Here is a 15,221-nt window from a genome sequence, read left to right on the forward strand (position 1 = left end):
ACATCGTGCCGGTGGCGCGTTGCCGCGCGCCTTGTTCACCGGTGCCGATCAGCCCCGATTCCATGCCTTGAGCAAGTGTCCGATCAAGTGTCTGTTCAAGTGTTCGATCAAGTGTCGTGGGTTATGCGCATGATCTCAAGCACTGTCACCTGTGGGCATGCCCGGCGTCAATGACGCGGGGCAGGATTGCCGGTATCGGCCTGGCGTGTCAGGGCGGCAAGCGCCTGACCCAGCGGGCTGTCCGCGCTTGCGTTGCGCAGCGTCATCAGTACCGGCAGACGCAGACGCGGAATCAGGGCGAGGTCGCGGGCCAGGGCAGCGAAGTTGGCCTGCGGGCAGCTGGCCAGGCGGGTCAGGAAGGCCGGCAGACGTTCGGCATCTTCCAGATGGGCGTAGCCGCGCGCGGCGATCGCGACCAGCACGTCGACATTGACGGCCTCGTCGTCGGCCAGCAGGGCATCGATCCACTCCGCCGCCGCAGGGCGTGGGCTGGCACCGGCAGCCCGCAGGCAGGCGCACAGCGTCTCCAGATCCCCCAGGTCACGTGCAGCCTGACCACGCGCGATCAAGGCGGTGAGCAGCTCGGTCTCGTATTCCTCCGGCAGCGGGGCGGCCAGCTGGGCATGGGCGGGCGGTGCCTGCTCCAGACACAGCGCGATGGCGCGCAGCGGCGTGTCCGGCAGGTCAGCCAGACGCTGCACGAAGGCCGCGGCAAGCTCGCTGGACAGCTCGCCGCGCCGTGTCAGCACGTCGGCGATGCCCTGCAGACCGAGTGACGGCCAGTCATCCAGCGGTAGCTGGGCGGTGAGATACTGCTCGGCGAGCTCGTAGTACTGGCTGGCAGGGCGGTCGCAATCGAGACTGGCACGGGCGTGCAGCATGGCGCGCAGGCTGTCATCCGGCGTGAAGGCCAGCGGATTGTCCTGCATCAGATTGTCGATCTTGCCTGCCTCGGCCTGCTGGAGATCAGGCCGGCCGACGGTCAGCGCCGTCTGACCCAGCGTCGTGATCAGGCGTTCCAGGAAGGCGTCGCGTTGCGCGGGGGACAGACGGCCTTCCTCATCCAGCGGCAGGGCCAGAAACCACACCAGCGGATCGTCGAGCCCGGCCGGACGGAACACGCATGCCAGGCGGGCCTGGCCCTTGAAGGGCTGCTCCCACGGCTGCTGTTCGGTCTCGAAGGCTTCCAGTTGCTCAAGACTGAGCGGCGCCAGGGTGCGACCCAGGTGATAAAGGTGCAGCTCGGCGCCGGTGCGTGTGAAGAAGTTGCTCAAGGAAGAGAGAGGAGTCATGAGGCTCACCACGGCTGTGTCTCCGCCACGCCTTGGCTTGGCGTGCGGAAGAACGGAAGAAAAGAGTCTTGTCGAGCATCATTGCCAGGCGTGGCATGTGTCGTTGAGTGACAGCTGCCGGCGCGTGACATGTGCCTGAGCATGTCTGGAATGGCAGCGACTTTAGCGATTCACCGGCTGTCATGCCACCCGCTGGCGTGTGCTGGCGGCCAGAGGGAAGAGGGCGACCTGTCCCTATTATGGCCGCTCTTTCGACCCGTGACGGCTTGACAGATGACGCGGCACCTCAAGTCCCGCTGAGCGTTTTACAGGTTGATGATTTTTTGATCAATTTTCGTCATCCCACGGCTGGCGCGGCTTGCAGCGTGACCGAGACGGGTTATCCACAGCATCGTCCACGGATGGCGTGAATAACTGTCATCCACTTGTCGTCAGGCTGACATCTAGCGCTGCAGGTGGCCCAGACGGCGCCACTGGCCCGCCATGACAGGCATGCTAGAATCGCGCTCATTGACAGAATTGCTGTCTTATTCCTTCTGGTTATGTCCTTAAGGGATGAAATGATTGGGAATGCGGGGCAGTCCCGTTATCCTATACAACCAAATCACATATAAAAGGCTGTGCTTATACCTGTTCTGTTGGCTCGACATCCGCGATCAGCCGAATGTCAGCGACCGTCCAGCGCCAATGGCCCAGTCTTGCGATCCATGAGGAATCCCGATGCGCCAATCACGTTCGCTCGCAGCTGTCTTCTCTTCTACCGCTCTCAAGGGCGCCGTGATGGCTGCCGCGCTGGGCGCGACCACCCTGGGCAGCCTGGCGGCACAGGCTGACACCCTCAAGGTCGGCATGTCGGGCGGCTACTTCCCGTTCACCTTCGTCAAGCAGGACAAGCTGCAGGGCTTTGAAGTGGATGTCCTCAACGCCGTCGGCGAGATCACCGGCGACGACATCGAATTCGTGACCATGAGCTTCTCCGGCCTGATCGGCTCGCTGGAAGCCGGCCGTATCGATACCGTGGCCAACCAGATCACCATCACCGATGCGCGTAAGGCCAAGTTCGCCTTCACCCAGCCCTACGTCTATGACGGGGCTCAGGTGGTCAAGCGTCGCGGCAATGACGAGATCACCGGCGTCGAGTCCCTCAAGGGCCACAGCGTGGCGGTCAACCTGGGCTCCAACTACGAAGCGCTGATGAAAGAGCTGCCCTACGCCGACCAGATCGACATCAAGACCTATGAGTCCAACATCGAGCAGGACACCGCCCTGGGCCGTGTCGATGCCTTCGTGATGGACCGCGTCAGCGCAAGCCAGGTGATCCAGAAGACGCCGCTGCCGCTGGAACTGGCTGGCAAGCCGTTCTCGCGCCTGGAGAACGCACTGCCGTTCCGCAAGGACGCCGAAGGTGAGGCCAAGCGTGACGAGGTGGATGCCGCGCTGACCGAGCTCAAGGAAAATGGCCGCCTGGCCGAGATTTCCAACAAGTGGTTCGGCAACGACATCACCACGCCTTGAACATTGCCCGCTGCGCCCTGATACAAGGGCGCATGCCAGGATGTCATGTGCCAACGGGGTGACGGCTTGACCGTCGCCCCGTTGTCGTCATGTCGACGGGTGTCTTTCCAGACCCTCAGCCAAGCCCCCAGCCTGTCCGGATAACGAATGGATACTCTCAATATCGATTACATGCTTGGCCTGTTGCCGGTCATGCTCAAATACCTGCCACTGACACTCAAGATGGCCTGTATCGGCATGGTGGCCGCGCTGGTGCTGGCCTCGCTGTTGGCGGTAGTGCGGGTGCTCAAGGTGCCGGTGCTGAATGCGCTGACCATCGTGTTCATCTCCTTCTTCCGCGGCACACCGCTGCTGGTGCAGTTGTTCCTGTTCTACTACGGTCTGCCGCAGGTGATGGCGTTCCTGACCCAGATCGATGGCGTCACCGCGACGATTCTCGGCCTGACGCTGCACTTCTCGGCCTACATGGCCGAATCCATTCGCGCCGCCATCGTCGGGGTCGATCGCAGCCAGACCGAAGCGGCGCTCTCGATCGGCATGACCAATGTCCAGCTGATGCGACGCATCGTGCTGCCCCAGGCGGCCCGCGTGGCGGCCCCCACGCTGATGAACTACTTCGTGGACATGATCAAGTCCACGTCGCTGGCCTTCACGCTGGGGGTGACCGAGTTGATGGGCGCGACCCAGAAGGAAGCGGCCAGCAGCTTCCTGTACTTTGAATCCTTCATCATGGTGGCCATCGTCTACTGGGTGATGGTGGAAGGGCTGTCCTTCGTGCAGCGCTGGATGGAGAAACGTCTCAACAAGGCCTATCAGCGATGATTGCAGTCAGAAACCTGGTCAAGAAATTCGGCGGGCAGGCCGTACTCGATGGCATCACTCTGGAAGTGAAGCAGGGTGAGATCATCGTCGTCATCGGCCCGTCAGGCACCGGCAAGTCCACGCTGCTGCGCTGCATCAACTTCCTCGAGCAGCCCGATGGTGGCGAGATCCAGATCGGCGAACGCAAGGTCGAGGCCACGCGCGCCAGCCGTCACGACATTCTGGGACTGCGTCGCAGCAGTGCCTTCGTGTTCCAGAACTATGCGCTGTTCGCCAACAAGACGGCGCTGGAGAACATTGCCGAGGGCCTGATCGTCGTCAATGGCTGGCCAAAGGCCAAGGCGCACCAGCGGGCGCGCGAGATTCTCGAGCGTATCGGCATGAGCGAGAAGGCGGATGCCTTCCCGGCGGCTTTGTCCGGTGGTCAGCAGCAGCGTATCGGCATCGGGCGCGCCATGGCCGCCCAGGCCGAGGTGATCCTGTTCGATGAGCCGACCTCGGCACTGGACCCGGAATGGGTCGATGAGGTGCTGGAGCTGATGAAGCAGCTGGCGGTCGAGCGCCAGACCATGATCGTGGTCACCCACGAGATGCAGTTCGCGCGGGAAGTCGCCGACCGCGTCATCTTCATGGAAGGCGGACGTATCGTCGAGCAGGGGCCGCCGAGTCAGCTGTTCAGCGCGCCGAAGGATGACCGCACGCGCGCCTTCCTGCGCAAGGTGCTGGATGAAGTGCCGCCGCAGTGCGCCGAGGGAATCTGATGCTGTCCGATTGAGGTAGTGCCCCTCAGGCCACGTGAGGTAACGCCTCGGGCAGCATCTGCGACAGACACAACGGCCACCGCGATATCCATCGCGGTGGCCGTTGTCGTTTCTCTGGCGGTGATCATTGACCCGCTTCTGGTGTTGCAGGGCGCGTTCAGGGCGACGCTTCATGGGGCCGCAGCGCGTGGCTAGCCGTGGCGGGGCATCGAACGCACCTTGTCGAAGGCTTCCTGAAGCGCCATCGAGACGCGCTCTTCCAGCAGCTCCTGCTCGGCGGGCGCCATGTAGAACGCCATGTCGACGTCGTGGCGGATATAGCGGGGCGCCAGCTGATTGAGCGCGATGCAGGCCACGTCTTCGCGGCTGTCGACATCCATGGCATGGCTATCGGGATGCAAGCGCAGCTGGTCGAGCACCAGCTGCTCCATGTAGTTGTGTACGCCTGCGCTTTCCATGTGTATTGCCTCCTGGTGATGGGGGCTATCTCCCATGCAGGGCCGTGCCCCCTGACATGTCGATCCCTTCAGTGTGCTCATCAGTTTTTTCATCCGAGCTGACTCTCTGTGACGCTCTCCCTCCCGCACGCCAGCTCGGTTGCTGGCGGCAGGACAGCAGGCGGCGGAGTCTTGGGTGTCGCCTGCCGCTCAAGGCCTGTCAGCCGGTCAGCAGGCGGGTTTCCGCCTCTTCAATATGATCAGCCAATCCCGATAATACCAGTGTATCGCCACACGCCAGCGTCAGGTCGCCGGTGGGCTCTTCCAGGTTCTCGCCACTGGCGCGCACCACGCGTGAGACGAGAATGCCGCACACTTCCGGCAGGGCGATGTCGTCCAGTCGCCGGCCACAGGCCCAGGCATCGGCGGTCAGCGTCAGCGGATGACGCCGCAGCAGCGGGTTGCCGCGTTTGTCGGTCAGCTGGGACTGCTGACCATGGAAATAGCCATGCAGCATGCTGTAGCGAGCCTCGCGCGCATTCTGGATCGAGCGCGCCACCCGTCGGAAGGGCACCTCGAGATTGACCAGCACATGCGAGACCAGCATCAGCGAGCCCTCGAGCACCTCGGGAATCACCTCGGTGGCCCCGGCGGCCTTGTAGGTCTCGAGGTCCGCGTCATCCTGGGTGCGCACCAGCACCTTGAGGTTCTCGAGCTCCAACGGCTGGATGGCACGCAGAATGGCCAGCGCATGCGAGAGCTGATTGACGGTGATCACCACCTGACGGGCGCGCTCGATACCGAGTGCGCGCAGGATTTCCAGACGCTGCGCATCACCGAACACCACCGGCTCGCCGGCGCTGGCGGCCTCGTGGACGCGGATGGGGTCGGCATCGATGGCGATCCACTCAAGTTTCTCCTGAGTGAGAAATCGTCCCACCGTCTGGCCGACACGCCCGAAGCCACACACGATGACATGGCCACTGAGCGGGGCGGTGGCGGCGCTCAGCTCCGCGGTGGTGTGCGGGTTCTCCTGGGTGGGCGTGGTGGAGCGACACAGGCGGCGCGTCAGCTGCTGGTTGTGGCGAATCAGGCTGGGCGTGACCACCAGCGAGCCGATGATGATCGCCACCACCAGGCCCACGGTCTCGTTGTCCATCAGGCGTTGCTGACTGGCCAGGGCCAGCAGCGCGAAGCCGAATTCGCCACCCTGGGACAGCACCAGGCCAGTGCGCAGCGCGCTGTCCAGCGGGCGGCCGGAGAGGCGCGCCAGTCCGGTGATCAGCAGTGCCTTGGTCGCCAGCAGGCAGGCCACGCCGATGACGACCCAATACCACTGGGCCAGCAACACCTGCGGGTCCAGCAACATACCCACCGAGACGAAGAACAGCCCCAGCAGGATGTCGCGGAAGGGCCGGATGTCGGCCTCGATCTGATGGCGGAAATGGCTCTCGCCGAGCATCATCCCGGCCAGGAAGGCGCCCAGCGCCATCGACAGGTGCAGGCTGTGGGTCAGCCAGGCGGAGAACAGCGCCACCAGCAGCACGGTGAGCACGAACAGCTCTTCCGAGCGCGCGCGCGAGATTTCCTGGAACACGAACGGCAGCACCCACTTGCCGATCATCAGCATCACCGCCACCAGCCCCAGCCCCTTGATGAGCATCAGGCCCAGGTCACTGAGCAGCTGGCTGCCATCACCAGCCATGGCCGGAATCAGGATCAGGAACAGCAGGGCGGCGAGGTCCTGGAACAGCAGCACGCCCACGGCGGCATGGCCGTGGGGGCTGTCCAGCTCATTCCAGCGCGCCAGTTCCCGCGTGACGATGGCGGTGGAGGAAAGCCCCAGCGCACCGGCCGCGACCAGCGCCGCCGCTGGTGACAGGCCCAGCGCCGAGCCCAGCGCCCAGAACAGGCCGCTGCATACCGCCACCTGACAGGCACCCAGCCCGAACACCGTGGTCTTGAGCGCGCGCATGCGCGGCACCGAGAATTCGAGGCCGAGCGAGAAGAGCAGAAATACCAGCCCGAATTCCGACAGGAAGGCGAGTTCTTCCGGGCGACCGATCCAGCCCGCCAGATGGGGGCCGACCAGAAAGCCGACCGCCAGATAGGCCAGCACCGGCGGCAGATGCAGGCGGCGGAACAGCGCCGCGGCCACTACCGAGGCTCCCAGCAGTATCATCACATCATTGAACAGCGTGTCTGCCATGCGGCCTCCTGGCCTTCCGTGAGCATCATCGGGATAATAGCGTGAACGAACCATGCATGATTTGACGGAGGTCGCATGAATCCGACTGAACAACCCCAGGACGGCGAGATCGTCGGCAATCCCTACGACGAGCTGCGCGCGCTGCTGGCACGTCTGGAAGCGACAATGAAGGCAGCAGACCTGTGGCGCATGGACACGCCATCTCCGCAGGCCTTCATGAGTGTGGAGCCATTCTGTGTCGATCGCATGGACATGGGTCAGTGGCTGCGCTTCGTGTTCATCGCTCGTCTGCAAGCGTTGTGCGATGCCCGCGCGCCGTTCCCCGCCAGGTGTGAAGTGGCGCCGGCCATCGAGGCCTGGTTGAAGGATGCCCGCCCCGAGCGCCGCGTGGCGATGACGGAAGTGATTCGCGAGATCGACACGCTGATCACGACGCACTGAGCCTCCTCTACCCGACACCGCCCACTGTGCCCCTATGCAGGCGTGATGCCCTCGCATTGCGCCTCGAGACAACTGTCAGGAGCTTGCATGGCCTATTACTTCGCCTACGGCAGCAACATGAATCCGGCGCGTGTCGAGGCACGCATCGGCGAGACGCGACGGGCCGTGCATGGTTGGCTGCAAGAGCATCGCCTGAGTTTCGACAAGGCCTCTCGGGTCGATGGTATCGCGCATGCCAACGTGCAGCCTGCGCCGGGCGAGCGCGTCGAAGGCGTGCTGTATGAGTTGCTCGAGGCCGAGCAGATCACGCTGATGGACCCCTTCGAAGGCCGCCCGCATGAATATGAGCGTTTCCTTCATCCCATCATCACCCGCGAAGGCGTGATCGACGCTTGGGTGTATGTGGCGCTGCCCGAGCGCACCGCCGAGGGCCTCAAGCCGGCACGAGAATACCTGGAGCACCTGCTTGGCGGGCGTGACTTCCTGACGCCGGACTACTTCACGGCGCTGAGCGGCGTCGAGGCCGTGCATGCGCTGGATGACGCCACCCTGGCTCAGCTGGGCCTGTCGCGCAGTACGCCGCGCTGACGGTCGCCTGATAGCGGACGGGTGCCTGTCATCTGTCACCTGTCGTGTGGCAACAAAAAGCCCGCCTCTCATTGGAGAGGCGGGCTTTCGTGTTTCTGGTCACGCTGCGCGACTGATTGGCGTGAGCCTCAGTCCTGCGCGGCCAGTGCCGGGTCCAGGTTCGTCTGGTCACGGCGGCTTGCCAGCATGCCGATGATCAGCCCCGCCAGCGCTGGCGCCAGCCAGCCCAGATTCATCGAGGCCAGCGGCAGCAGCGGCTCGATGCGGTGCGAGATGGCCATCAGCGAGTCGATGCCACTGGCTTCGAAGCCATCCAGCAGGCTGACCAGCAGCGTCAGGCCCAGGGTCCAGGCGAACACGCGCGGCGCATCGTGCAGGCGCGGACGCAGGTAGGACAGCAGCGTCAGCACCAGCACCAGCGGATAGAGCGTCACCAGTACCGGAATCGAGACGCTGATCAGGGTCGAGAGGCCCAGATTGGCGATCAACGCCGAGGCCACGGCCATCACGATCACCAGCAGGCGGTAGGGCACGCTCGGCAGCAGGCGATGGAAGAACTCGCCGCAGGAGGTCAACAGGCCCACCGCGGTGGTCAGACACGCCAGGGTGATGACCAGCGCCAGGATCAGCTTGCCGGCATCGCCGAACAGTGCCTCGACGTAGACCGGGATCAGCTCGCCCTTGGCCGCTTCGCTGACCAGCGCATGGCTGGTGGCGCCCATGTAGGTCAGCGGCAGATAGACGGCGGCCAGACAGATGGCGGCGATGGCGCCGGCCCACAGGGTGTAGCGGGTCACGTCAGCGGTCGCGGTGATGCCGCGTGCCTTGATCGCCGAGACGATCAGGATGCCGAACACCATCGAGGCCAGCGCATCCATGGTCAGGTAGCCCTGCTGGAAGCCGGTCATGAATGGCGCCTCGGCCCACTCGGGGCTCACCGGCCCCAGCGGCCCCTGCGGGTCGATGATGGTGAACAGCGCAATCAGCGCCAGCAGCGCGATCAGCAGCGGCGTCAGCCACTTGCCGACCACATCCATCAACTTGCCCGGGCTCAGCGCGATCAGCGTGGCGATGCCGAAGAACAGCACCGAATGCAGGGCCAGGCCGCTCTGTGCTGACATGTCGATGAAGGGGCGCATGCCCATCTCGAAGGCCACGGTGCCGGTGCGCGGAATCGCGAACATCGGCCCGATGGACAGGTAGATGGCGACGCCGAAGGCTGCGGCCGCCCACTTGGGCAACGGCGAGGTGATCTTGTCGAGGCCACCGCCGATCACGGCCACCGCGACGATACCGGCCAGCGGCATGCCGACACCGGTGGCCAGAAAGCCCAGTGCCGCCGGCCAGAATTCGGCACCCGCGCCCTGACCCACCTGAGGCGGGAAGATGATATTGCCTGCGCCCAGAAAGAGGGCAAAGGTCATGAAGCCCAGCGCCACGATATCGAGGCTGGAAAGTCGTGTTTTCACTATGACGTCCTACGGATTCAGCAGATGCGTTGCAGCAGGCGTCATCAGGTGACCGATGAGGTGGTCGGTCAGGCAAGAAGACGTGCCGAGAAGCCGTTGGCTAGCGACAGGGGTGGGTCACCAGCAGACCCGGGAGCAGCGGGGTAGTGTTGCGCGCGGGCCGAATGGCGAGATCAGGCTGACGGATTGTCGCCACCCTGATCTGACGCGGCGCATTATCGTTGATTTCACGTAGCAAGACAAAGCCACCAGCAAGTCACGCGGCAGGCTCACTGCGTGGCAGGCGCCGGGGGCGGTAGTGGAATGAAGCTCGGCCAGTCGTCCGGCACCACGAAGATCCGCCATTGCTGGCGGGGCGAGCTGGCGGTGGTCGGCTCGCCGTCAGGCGCCGCCACGCTGCGCTCCAGCCACAGCTGGCGGGGGTGTTGATGCGTGCGCTGGGGGCTGTGCTGCTGAACCGGTTCGTCCGGCCTGAGGTCATCAGCGGCAGGTGGCACGAAGTGATCGCGCAGCCAGCGGTCCAGTTCATGCCATGGTTGTAGCGACGCCACGGGCGGGGCGGCCAGCCAGGCAGGTTTTTCCCTGACACAGCCCAGCAGTGGGCCGCCATGCATCGGGGAGGCCTCGAGGGTTTGACAGAAGGCAGCAAACTGGCTGACGCTCATCCACCAGCCGGCCTGGCGCGCACTCTCGGGGTGGCAATGGCGGGGCGAGGGCAGACAGTCGGCGGGAGCTACGTCTGGCTGCCAGGGGCGAAACAGGCAGCCGGGCAATGCCAGTTGCTGGCCTGCAAGCAGCGGGGCAGACGGGCATTCTATCGGCGGCGGGTTCGTCTCGCTCGCGCCTGCCTGTCTGGCCAGTGCTTGTCTGGCTAGTGCCTGGCGGATCGTCTGCTGTCCGCGCTCGGTATAGGCCAGGGGCAATTGATGCTCAAGGCTGCGCTGATACTTGATGGCGAGGCTGTCGGCGCCGCCGGGGCCTATCCAGCGTGCGGGGCTGTCGGCCGCTTCGGGGCCTTCGGGCAGGCCGAGATAGAACTTGATCGCGACCTCCAGGTGCGTGGGCGCCGTGTCCTGCGCCGCCAGATAGAGCATGTCCAGCTCGCCCAGCGTGATCTTGCTCTGGGAAATCCTGAGGTTGTTGACCAGCAGGCGACTGCCGGGCGCATGTGCCAGCACGAATTGCCAGAGCAGCTCATGGTAGTGGCCCAGGCGATAGTGGCGGCGCTCATTCACGGCGGCCTCGAGCGCGTGGGGCGCCTGCTCCAGCGTCATCAGCCAGCGGTGGCGGACGCGGTCATCCTCCAGCCCGAGTGCCGCCAGGGACGGGCGCGGATAACGCGCAAGCTGCAATAGGTCTGGGGCACTCAGAAGCCAGGCGATATCCCTGACGCGCGGGTGACTGTAGTGCGCGCAGTCGCGGCGCAGGTCGCAGCCGGTCGCACAGGGGGAGTCGGCCCATTGGGCAAAAGGGGGCGATGACTCGGCTGCACCGGGCGATGCATGGGGCGGGGCTTCGGGATCGATAGGCATGACGCCAGTGTATCCCACGTCGGATGACGGTCGATAATGCGTGGCACCGTTCGGGGCTGGCCCTGTGCTGAACCGAGCCGAGTGCTGCTTGCCGGCCGTGGTGTCCTGCTGCTCCTTTCCTCCCACTCTCTGCTCCCTCTGTCTGCCCCCTCTGTCTTTTCGCTCCTTTTCCTCACTCGCCACTCTTGTCCGACCCTTTACGCCAGTCTTGCGCTGCTCACGCGACACTTTCTCGCCGCTCTTCCAACACGTTCTGCTGTCCGCCGACGGAAATGCGACGGCTGTCTCCGGGCTGTCATCATTTTGACATCGTTACGTGGGTCGCCTAAGCAATTGAAAACGTTGGGATTACTTCGCGTGGGTGGGTGAAGGGGCTTCCGTCTGGGTTGGAAGAGCGCTGAATTGATTCGCTGGGGGAATCAATCCTGTTCCAGTGCGGGGATATATCCCGCGCCTCGCGAGGTTCACAATGCACTCCATCAACGTTGCAGCAAATATGCAGGGCTGATGAGGCGGGGTTGACCTCGAGCTCTTGGTTGTCGAGCGACATGAATCTTCTCGACATCAGTGGGCAAGGCGTCACCGACTGGCAGTGTGAGGGGCAGAATCCACACCCTGAACAATCGGTCAATGAATATTCGTAAAGATTGATGTGCACAATTTCTTGCTGCTGGACGCTGTTTTCAGGCGTCTCAGCCAAAGCAGAAAGAAAAATACGCATTTTCTTGTTTTTGTGGCATCCAGTTCTGCTGTGGCGACGTATAACTCATCAGCACAGCAAGACACACCCTGCAGCGTGCAGCATGTTCGACCAAGGTGGTGGGCGAGACACTGTCTTCCTCAACCAAAGTCGATAGTGATCTGCCAGACCGAAGCGCCGCTCAAGGGGATGGGCCAGCACGCAAACAAGGAATTCTTGCACTCTCCATGTTGTACAAGTCTTTTTCAGAACCACTGCAATAGCTTTATGGGTGATGAGAGGGGCAGGAGGGTCAATCGCTGGGGAAGGCCGTTCGTTTCCAGTGGCGTTGCTCAAAGAGAAACAGTGAGCTTCCAGTTGCACGGCTAGTTTGAACGCAGCATAACAATTAGTCTGTTAATCATCGAAACGCAGCACGCACTACAGTCAGTGAAGGCCAGGACCCGGACAGGGGTCAGCAAACCACTCCTTCACTGACTGACAACGACTCAAAGCGGAAGCATCCGCACCAGGACCAGGAGATACACCATGAAAAACATTTCCCTCAAGACTCTGATTGCTACCGTCGCCATCGCCACTGCCAGCACCTCCGTGTTCGCAGCCGACGATAGCCCTGCCGCCGTGCGCGTCCAGAACGCCATCAGCAGCCAGCAGATCATGGGCCAGACTCAGCCGGCTGCCACCAGCCAGCAGAGTTTCTCCGAAACGGGCATGAGCGTTGCTGCCGGTCGCGTTGAGCAGGCGCTCAATGCTGACCACATCCGCGGCGTCGATACCGCTGCCGTGTCCCAGGCCAACGCCACCGTCAATGATCAGGGCAAGAGCGTCGCCGCTAGCCGCGTTCAGCAGCACATCAGCGACAACGCCTGAAGCAGAGTGGGCCACGCTGACAACTCGGTGACCCCCGAACATCGCCTCACCTGACATTCGATCCTTGCCCATTTCTGGAGAATCATCATGAAAACCCTGACTTCCCTGATCGCCGCCGCTGCCATTTCCATTGCTGCCACCGGCGTTGCCACCGCTGATGAAAGTGTTGCCGATGCCCAGGTGCGTGCCGCACTGAGCGAACAGGTCATCCACGGTCAGGCGCAGCCCGCCGCGACGCAGCTGAATGCTGCCGAGTCCGGCATGAGTGCCGCTGCCAACCGTGTCGAGCAGTCCCTGAACGCCGACACCATCAAGGGTGAACAGACGCACGCCGTCTCCCGCGGCCAGAGCCTGAGCAACGACAACGGCAAGAGTGTCGCGGCATCACGCTTTGAAGATGCACTGAACGACAGCGCCTGAGTCTGCAGGTCCTGATTCATGGCCCCAGGCCCGGGACCACAGCAGCATTGATCTTCCTTTTATCTATTCGCTATTCACCTTTTCTGGAGTCATCTCATGAAAACCCTCAATGCCCTTATCGCCGCCGTTGCCCTGTCCGTGACCGCCACTGGCGTCGCCAATGCCGATAGCGTTGCCGACCAGCAGGTTCGCGCCAACATCAGCGAATCCGTGATCCACGGTCAGGCCCAGCAGGCAGCCACTCAGCAGCAGGCCATCACCGATGCAGGCAAGAGCGTTGCGGCCAGCCGTGTCGAGCAGGCGCTGAACAGCCAGACCATCAAGGGCCAGCAGGCGCAGGTCACTCGCGACACTCAGCAGTTCGTCAATGATTCCGGCAAGAGCGTTGCCGCGTCACGTGTCGAGCATGCCCTGAACGACAACGCCTGATGCGTCGCGCCGTCACAGTGACGGCACCTAAGACAGACTCTGCTTGCGACCTGGCTGACCTTGTTGACCCGGTTGGCCCAGTTGACCCGAACAAAGATTTCACTGGAGATATTTCATGAAAATGCTCAATACCCTCATCGCCGCCACCGCGCTTTCCGTTGCTGCCACCGGTGCTGCCTTTGCAGACAGCGTCGCTGACCTTCAGGTGCGTTCTGCGCTCAGCGAATCCGGCATTCACGGCCAGGCCCAGTCCGCCGCCGCCGAGCAAGGCACCTTTGCCGATACCGGCATGAGCGTTGCTGCGGGCCGTGTCGAAAGCTCCTTGAACGATGCTGCGATCGAAGGTCAGCGCGAGACCCTGGCGTCCGACGCCCAGCAATTCGTCAACGATGCTGGCAAGAGCGTTTCCGCGACTCGCGTCCAACATGCTCTGAGCGAAAGCGTCTGATTCAGATTGTCTGAGCCAGGTTGTCTGATTCAGGTTGTCTGAGCCCCGCTCTGATTCGTGACTACGCATAGCAGCAACTGACTCAAGTGTCCCCGCAGCAAGTGTCGTCATGAGCAGCAGCCAGAGTTTCAAGCAGCTAGAGCTTGAAGACATAAGGGCTTGGAGACATAAGGGCTTGAAGAATTAAGAGCGTGAACAAGCCAGTCTTAAAGCAGTGTCACTGACACTGATCGCCAGGTGATACCTCGTCGCGAAGCGAAACGGCAGTCTGACCCTTCCTGAAATGGCCGGTATCTGTCGGGAGTCATCCCACGCAGCGACGCCCCGTGCCTAATACGATGACGTAGAAGGGTCCCGCCATGGGCAAGCCTGAATATCGCGCCATCGTAAGCCGCATCCTTGTGGGTAGTGCTTGTTGATGGTCTTTATCAATAGGTCACGTGGGTGATGTCAAGTATCAACTCTGATAGATATCCCGCCTGGATATACGCAGTACATGAAGTGATCAATGATGTGTCACTTCATGGCAACTCGATAGTGAAAATGAACGGAGGATAGAAAGATGATCAAGTCATTCATGACTCACGGCCTGGCAGCGTTTGCCCTCGCCACCAGCGGTCTGGCCAGTGCCGATATCAGCACTGATGACAGCAGCAACGCGCGATTCAATAGCGCTCAATCTCACGGTATTCACAGCGAAGTGCGTGATTATCAGAAGAGCGAAAAGCGCTACGCCGCAAATCCTGACATTCTGATCACCAGCCGCGGCAATGTGTTTGCCGATAGTGATGTGCATGGTGCAGTCGATATCGACGCCGATCATCGCTGAGCTTTCGATGATGATGGTTCACATGACTCGGTTCACATGACTCGCTTCACACGACTTCATGCCGCAAGTTGTCATTGCGAAACAATTGAAGCGCTGTGATTTGATTGCCGCTGCTTGAATCACCGCGCAGCGATGATCGAAGGCGTAGGCACTGATGCGCAAGCCAGTGACTACCGAAATTCAGGGAAAGCGAAAGGAAATATCCCAGACGTAGAGACACTTGGATAGTGAGCAGAACGCTTGAGCAAGGGCTTTGGGCCCCTCCACCAGCCCGTCTTGAACGACTCGGTGGCAAAACCCTTTCTCAAACGCTTTCCTGTCCTGGGTGTCGCTGTCCCGACATTCATTGCCCGCCACCATGGCGGGTTTTTTTATGCCCGGATTCATGCTGTACGCAACATGAGGCACGCAGGTGGCAGATGCCAGCGTCAATGGTAGGCTGGGCGGCATTCCCCTTCT

15 protein-coding genes are annotated in these 15,221 nt (G+C 62.3%); 10 read left to right on the forward strand and 5 right to left on the reverse strand.

The window, feature by feature from the left end; genetic code table 11:
* Nucleotides 1-167: 167 nt before the first annotated feature.
* Nucleotides 168-1,292, reverse strand: coding sequence for a DUF3549 family protein (locus tag QD280_RS01435; protein ID WP_279838096.1), 1,125 nt, complete (start codon nt 1,290-1,292; stop codon nt 168-170).
* Nucleotides 1,293-2,072: 780 nt separating this feature from the next.
* Between QD280_RS01435 and QD280_RS01440 the strand changes: the two genes are divergently transcribed.
* The 3 genes from QD280_RS01440 to QD280_RS01450 all read left to right on the forward strand — a co-directional run bounded on the left by QD280_RS01440 (nt 2,073) and on the right by QD280_RS01450 (nt 4,390).
* Nucleotides 2,073-2,807: an amino acid ABC transporter substrate-binding protein gene (locus QD280_RS01440; RefSeq protein ID WP_043335456.1), complete on the forward strand. Its 735-nt coding sequence runs from the start codon at nt 2,073-2,075 to the stop codon at nt 2,805-2,807.
* Nucleotides 2,808-2,954: 147 nt separating this feature from the next.
* On the forward strand, nt 2,955-3,629 hold the full coding sequence (locus QD280_RS01445; RefSeq protein ID WP_043335389.1) for an amino acid ABC transporter permease: 675 nt from the start codon (nt 2,955-2,957) through the stop codon (nt 3,627-3,629).
* Nucleotides 3,626-4,390 carry an amino acid ABC transporter ATP-binding protein gene (locus QD280_RS01450; protein ID WP_131431600.1) on the forward strand — a complete coding sequence of 255 codons (765 nt, stop codon included), beginning with the start codon at nt 3,626-3,628 and terminating at the stop codon, nt 4,388-4,390. The genes QD280_RS01445 and QD280_RS01450 overlap by 4 nt, the downstream gene beginning before the upstream one ends.
* 191 nt (nt 4,391-4,581) lie before the next feature.
* On the opposite strand, the gene QD280_RS01455 is transcribed toward QD280_RS01450, so the two are convergent.
* Together QD280_RS01455 and QD280_RS01460 are read right to left on the reverse strand one after the other, a co-directional pair.
* A complete protein-coding gene (locus QD280_RS01455) occupies nt 4,582-4,848 on the reverse strand; it encodes a late competence development ComFB family protein (RefSeq protein ID WP_054556810.1) in 267 nt (88 codons plus the stop codon).
* Nucleotides 4,849-5,047: 199 nt separating this feature from the next.
* Nucleotides 5,048-7,036, reverse strand: coding sequence for a cation:proton antiporter (locus QD280_RS01460; protein WP_082388800.1), 1,989 nt, complete (start codon nt 7,034-7,036; stop codon nt 5,048-5,050).
* 75 nt (nt 7,037-7,111) lie between these two features.
* On the opposite strand from QD280_RS01460, the gene QD280_RS01465 reads away from it, so the two are divergent.
* Both QD280_RS01465 and QD280_RS01470 read left to right on the forward strand, forming a co-directional pair.
* Nucleotides 7,112-7,477 carry a YqcC family protein gene (locus QD280_RS01465; RefSeq protein WP_279838097.1) on the forward strand — a complete coding sequence of 122 codons (366 nt, stop codon included), beginning with the start codon at nt 7,112-7,114 and terminating at the stop codon, nt 7,475-7,477.
* A gap of 87 nt (nt 7,478-7,564) precedes the next feature.
* Nucleotides 7,565-8,065 carry a gamma-glutamylcyclotransferase gene (locus tag QD280_RS01470; protein ID WP_279838098.1) on the forward strand — a complete coding sequence of 167 codons (501 nt, stop codon included), beginning with the start codon at nt 7,565-7,567 and terminating at the stop codon, nt 8,063-8,065.
* A 128-nt stretch (nt 8,066-8,193) separates the two neighbouring features.
* On the opposite strand, the gene brnQ is transcribed toward QD280_RS01470, so the two are convergent.
* Both brnQ and QD280_RS01480 read right to left on the reverse strand, forming a co-directional pair.
* A complete protein-coding gene (gene brnQ, locus QD280_RS01475; RefSeq protein WP_197738709.1) occupies nt 8,194-9,534 on the reverse strand; it encodes a branched-chain amino acid transport system II carrier protein in 1,341 nt (446 codons plus the stop codon).
* Between the two features lie 269 nt (nt 9,535-9,803).
* Entirely contained in the window at nt 9,804-11,066 is a 1,263-nt protein-coding gene (locus QD280_RS01480; protein WP_279838099.1) for a DUF1853 family protein, read from the reverse strand.
* 1,228 nt (nt 11,067-12,294) lie between these two features.
* On the opposite strand from QD280_RS01480, the gene QD280_RS01485 reads away from it, so the two are divergent.
* From QD280_RS01485 to QD280_RS01505, 5 genes are all read left to right on the forward strand, one after another.
* Complete coding sequence (locus tag QD280_RS01485) at nt 12,295-12,636, forward strand: hypothetical protein (protein WP_107335218.1); 342 nt, start codon at nt 12,295-12,297, stop codon at nt 12,634-12,636.
* Nucleotides 12,637-12,723: 87 nt separating this feature from the next.
* Nucleotides 12,724-13,056: a hypothetical protein gene (locus tag QD280_RS01490; RefSeq protein WP_279838100.1), complete on the forward strand. Its 333-nt coding sequence runs from the start codon at nt 12,724-12,726 to the stop codon at nt 13,054-13,056.
* A 96-nt stretch (nt 13,057-13,152) separates the two neighbouring features.
* Nucleotides 13,153-13,485 (forward strand): hypothetical protein, encoded by a 333-nt coding sequence (locus tag QD280_RS01495; protein WP_043335408.1) that lies wholly within the window; start codon nt 13,153-13,155, stop codon nt 13,483-13,485.
* Between the two features lie 115 nt (nt 13,486-13,600).
* On the forward strand, nt 13,601-13,933 hold the full coding sequence (locus QD280_RS01500) for a hypothetical protein (protein WP_279838101.1): 333 nt from the start codon (nt 13,601-13,603) through the stop codon (nt 13,931-13,933).
* A gap of 562 nt (nt 13,934-14,495) precedes the next feature.
* Nucleotides 14,496-14,762, forward strand: coding sequence for a hypothetical protein (locus QD280_RS01505; RefSeq protein WP_192837887.1), 267 nt, complete (start codon nt 14,496-14,498; stop codon nt 14,760-14,762).
* Nucleotides 14,763-15,221: the final 459 nt, after the last annotated feature.

Origin of the sequence: Cobetia sp. 1AS1, from assembly GCF_029846435.1 — a bacterium.
GTDB lineage: Bacteria > Pseudomonadota > Gammaproteobacteria > Pseudomonadales > Halomonadaceae > Cobetia > Cobetia amphilecti.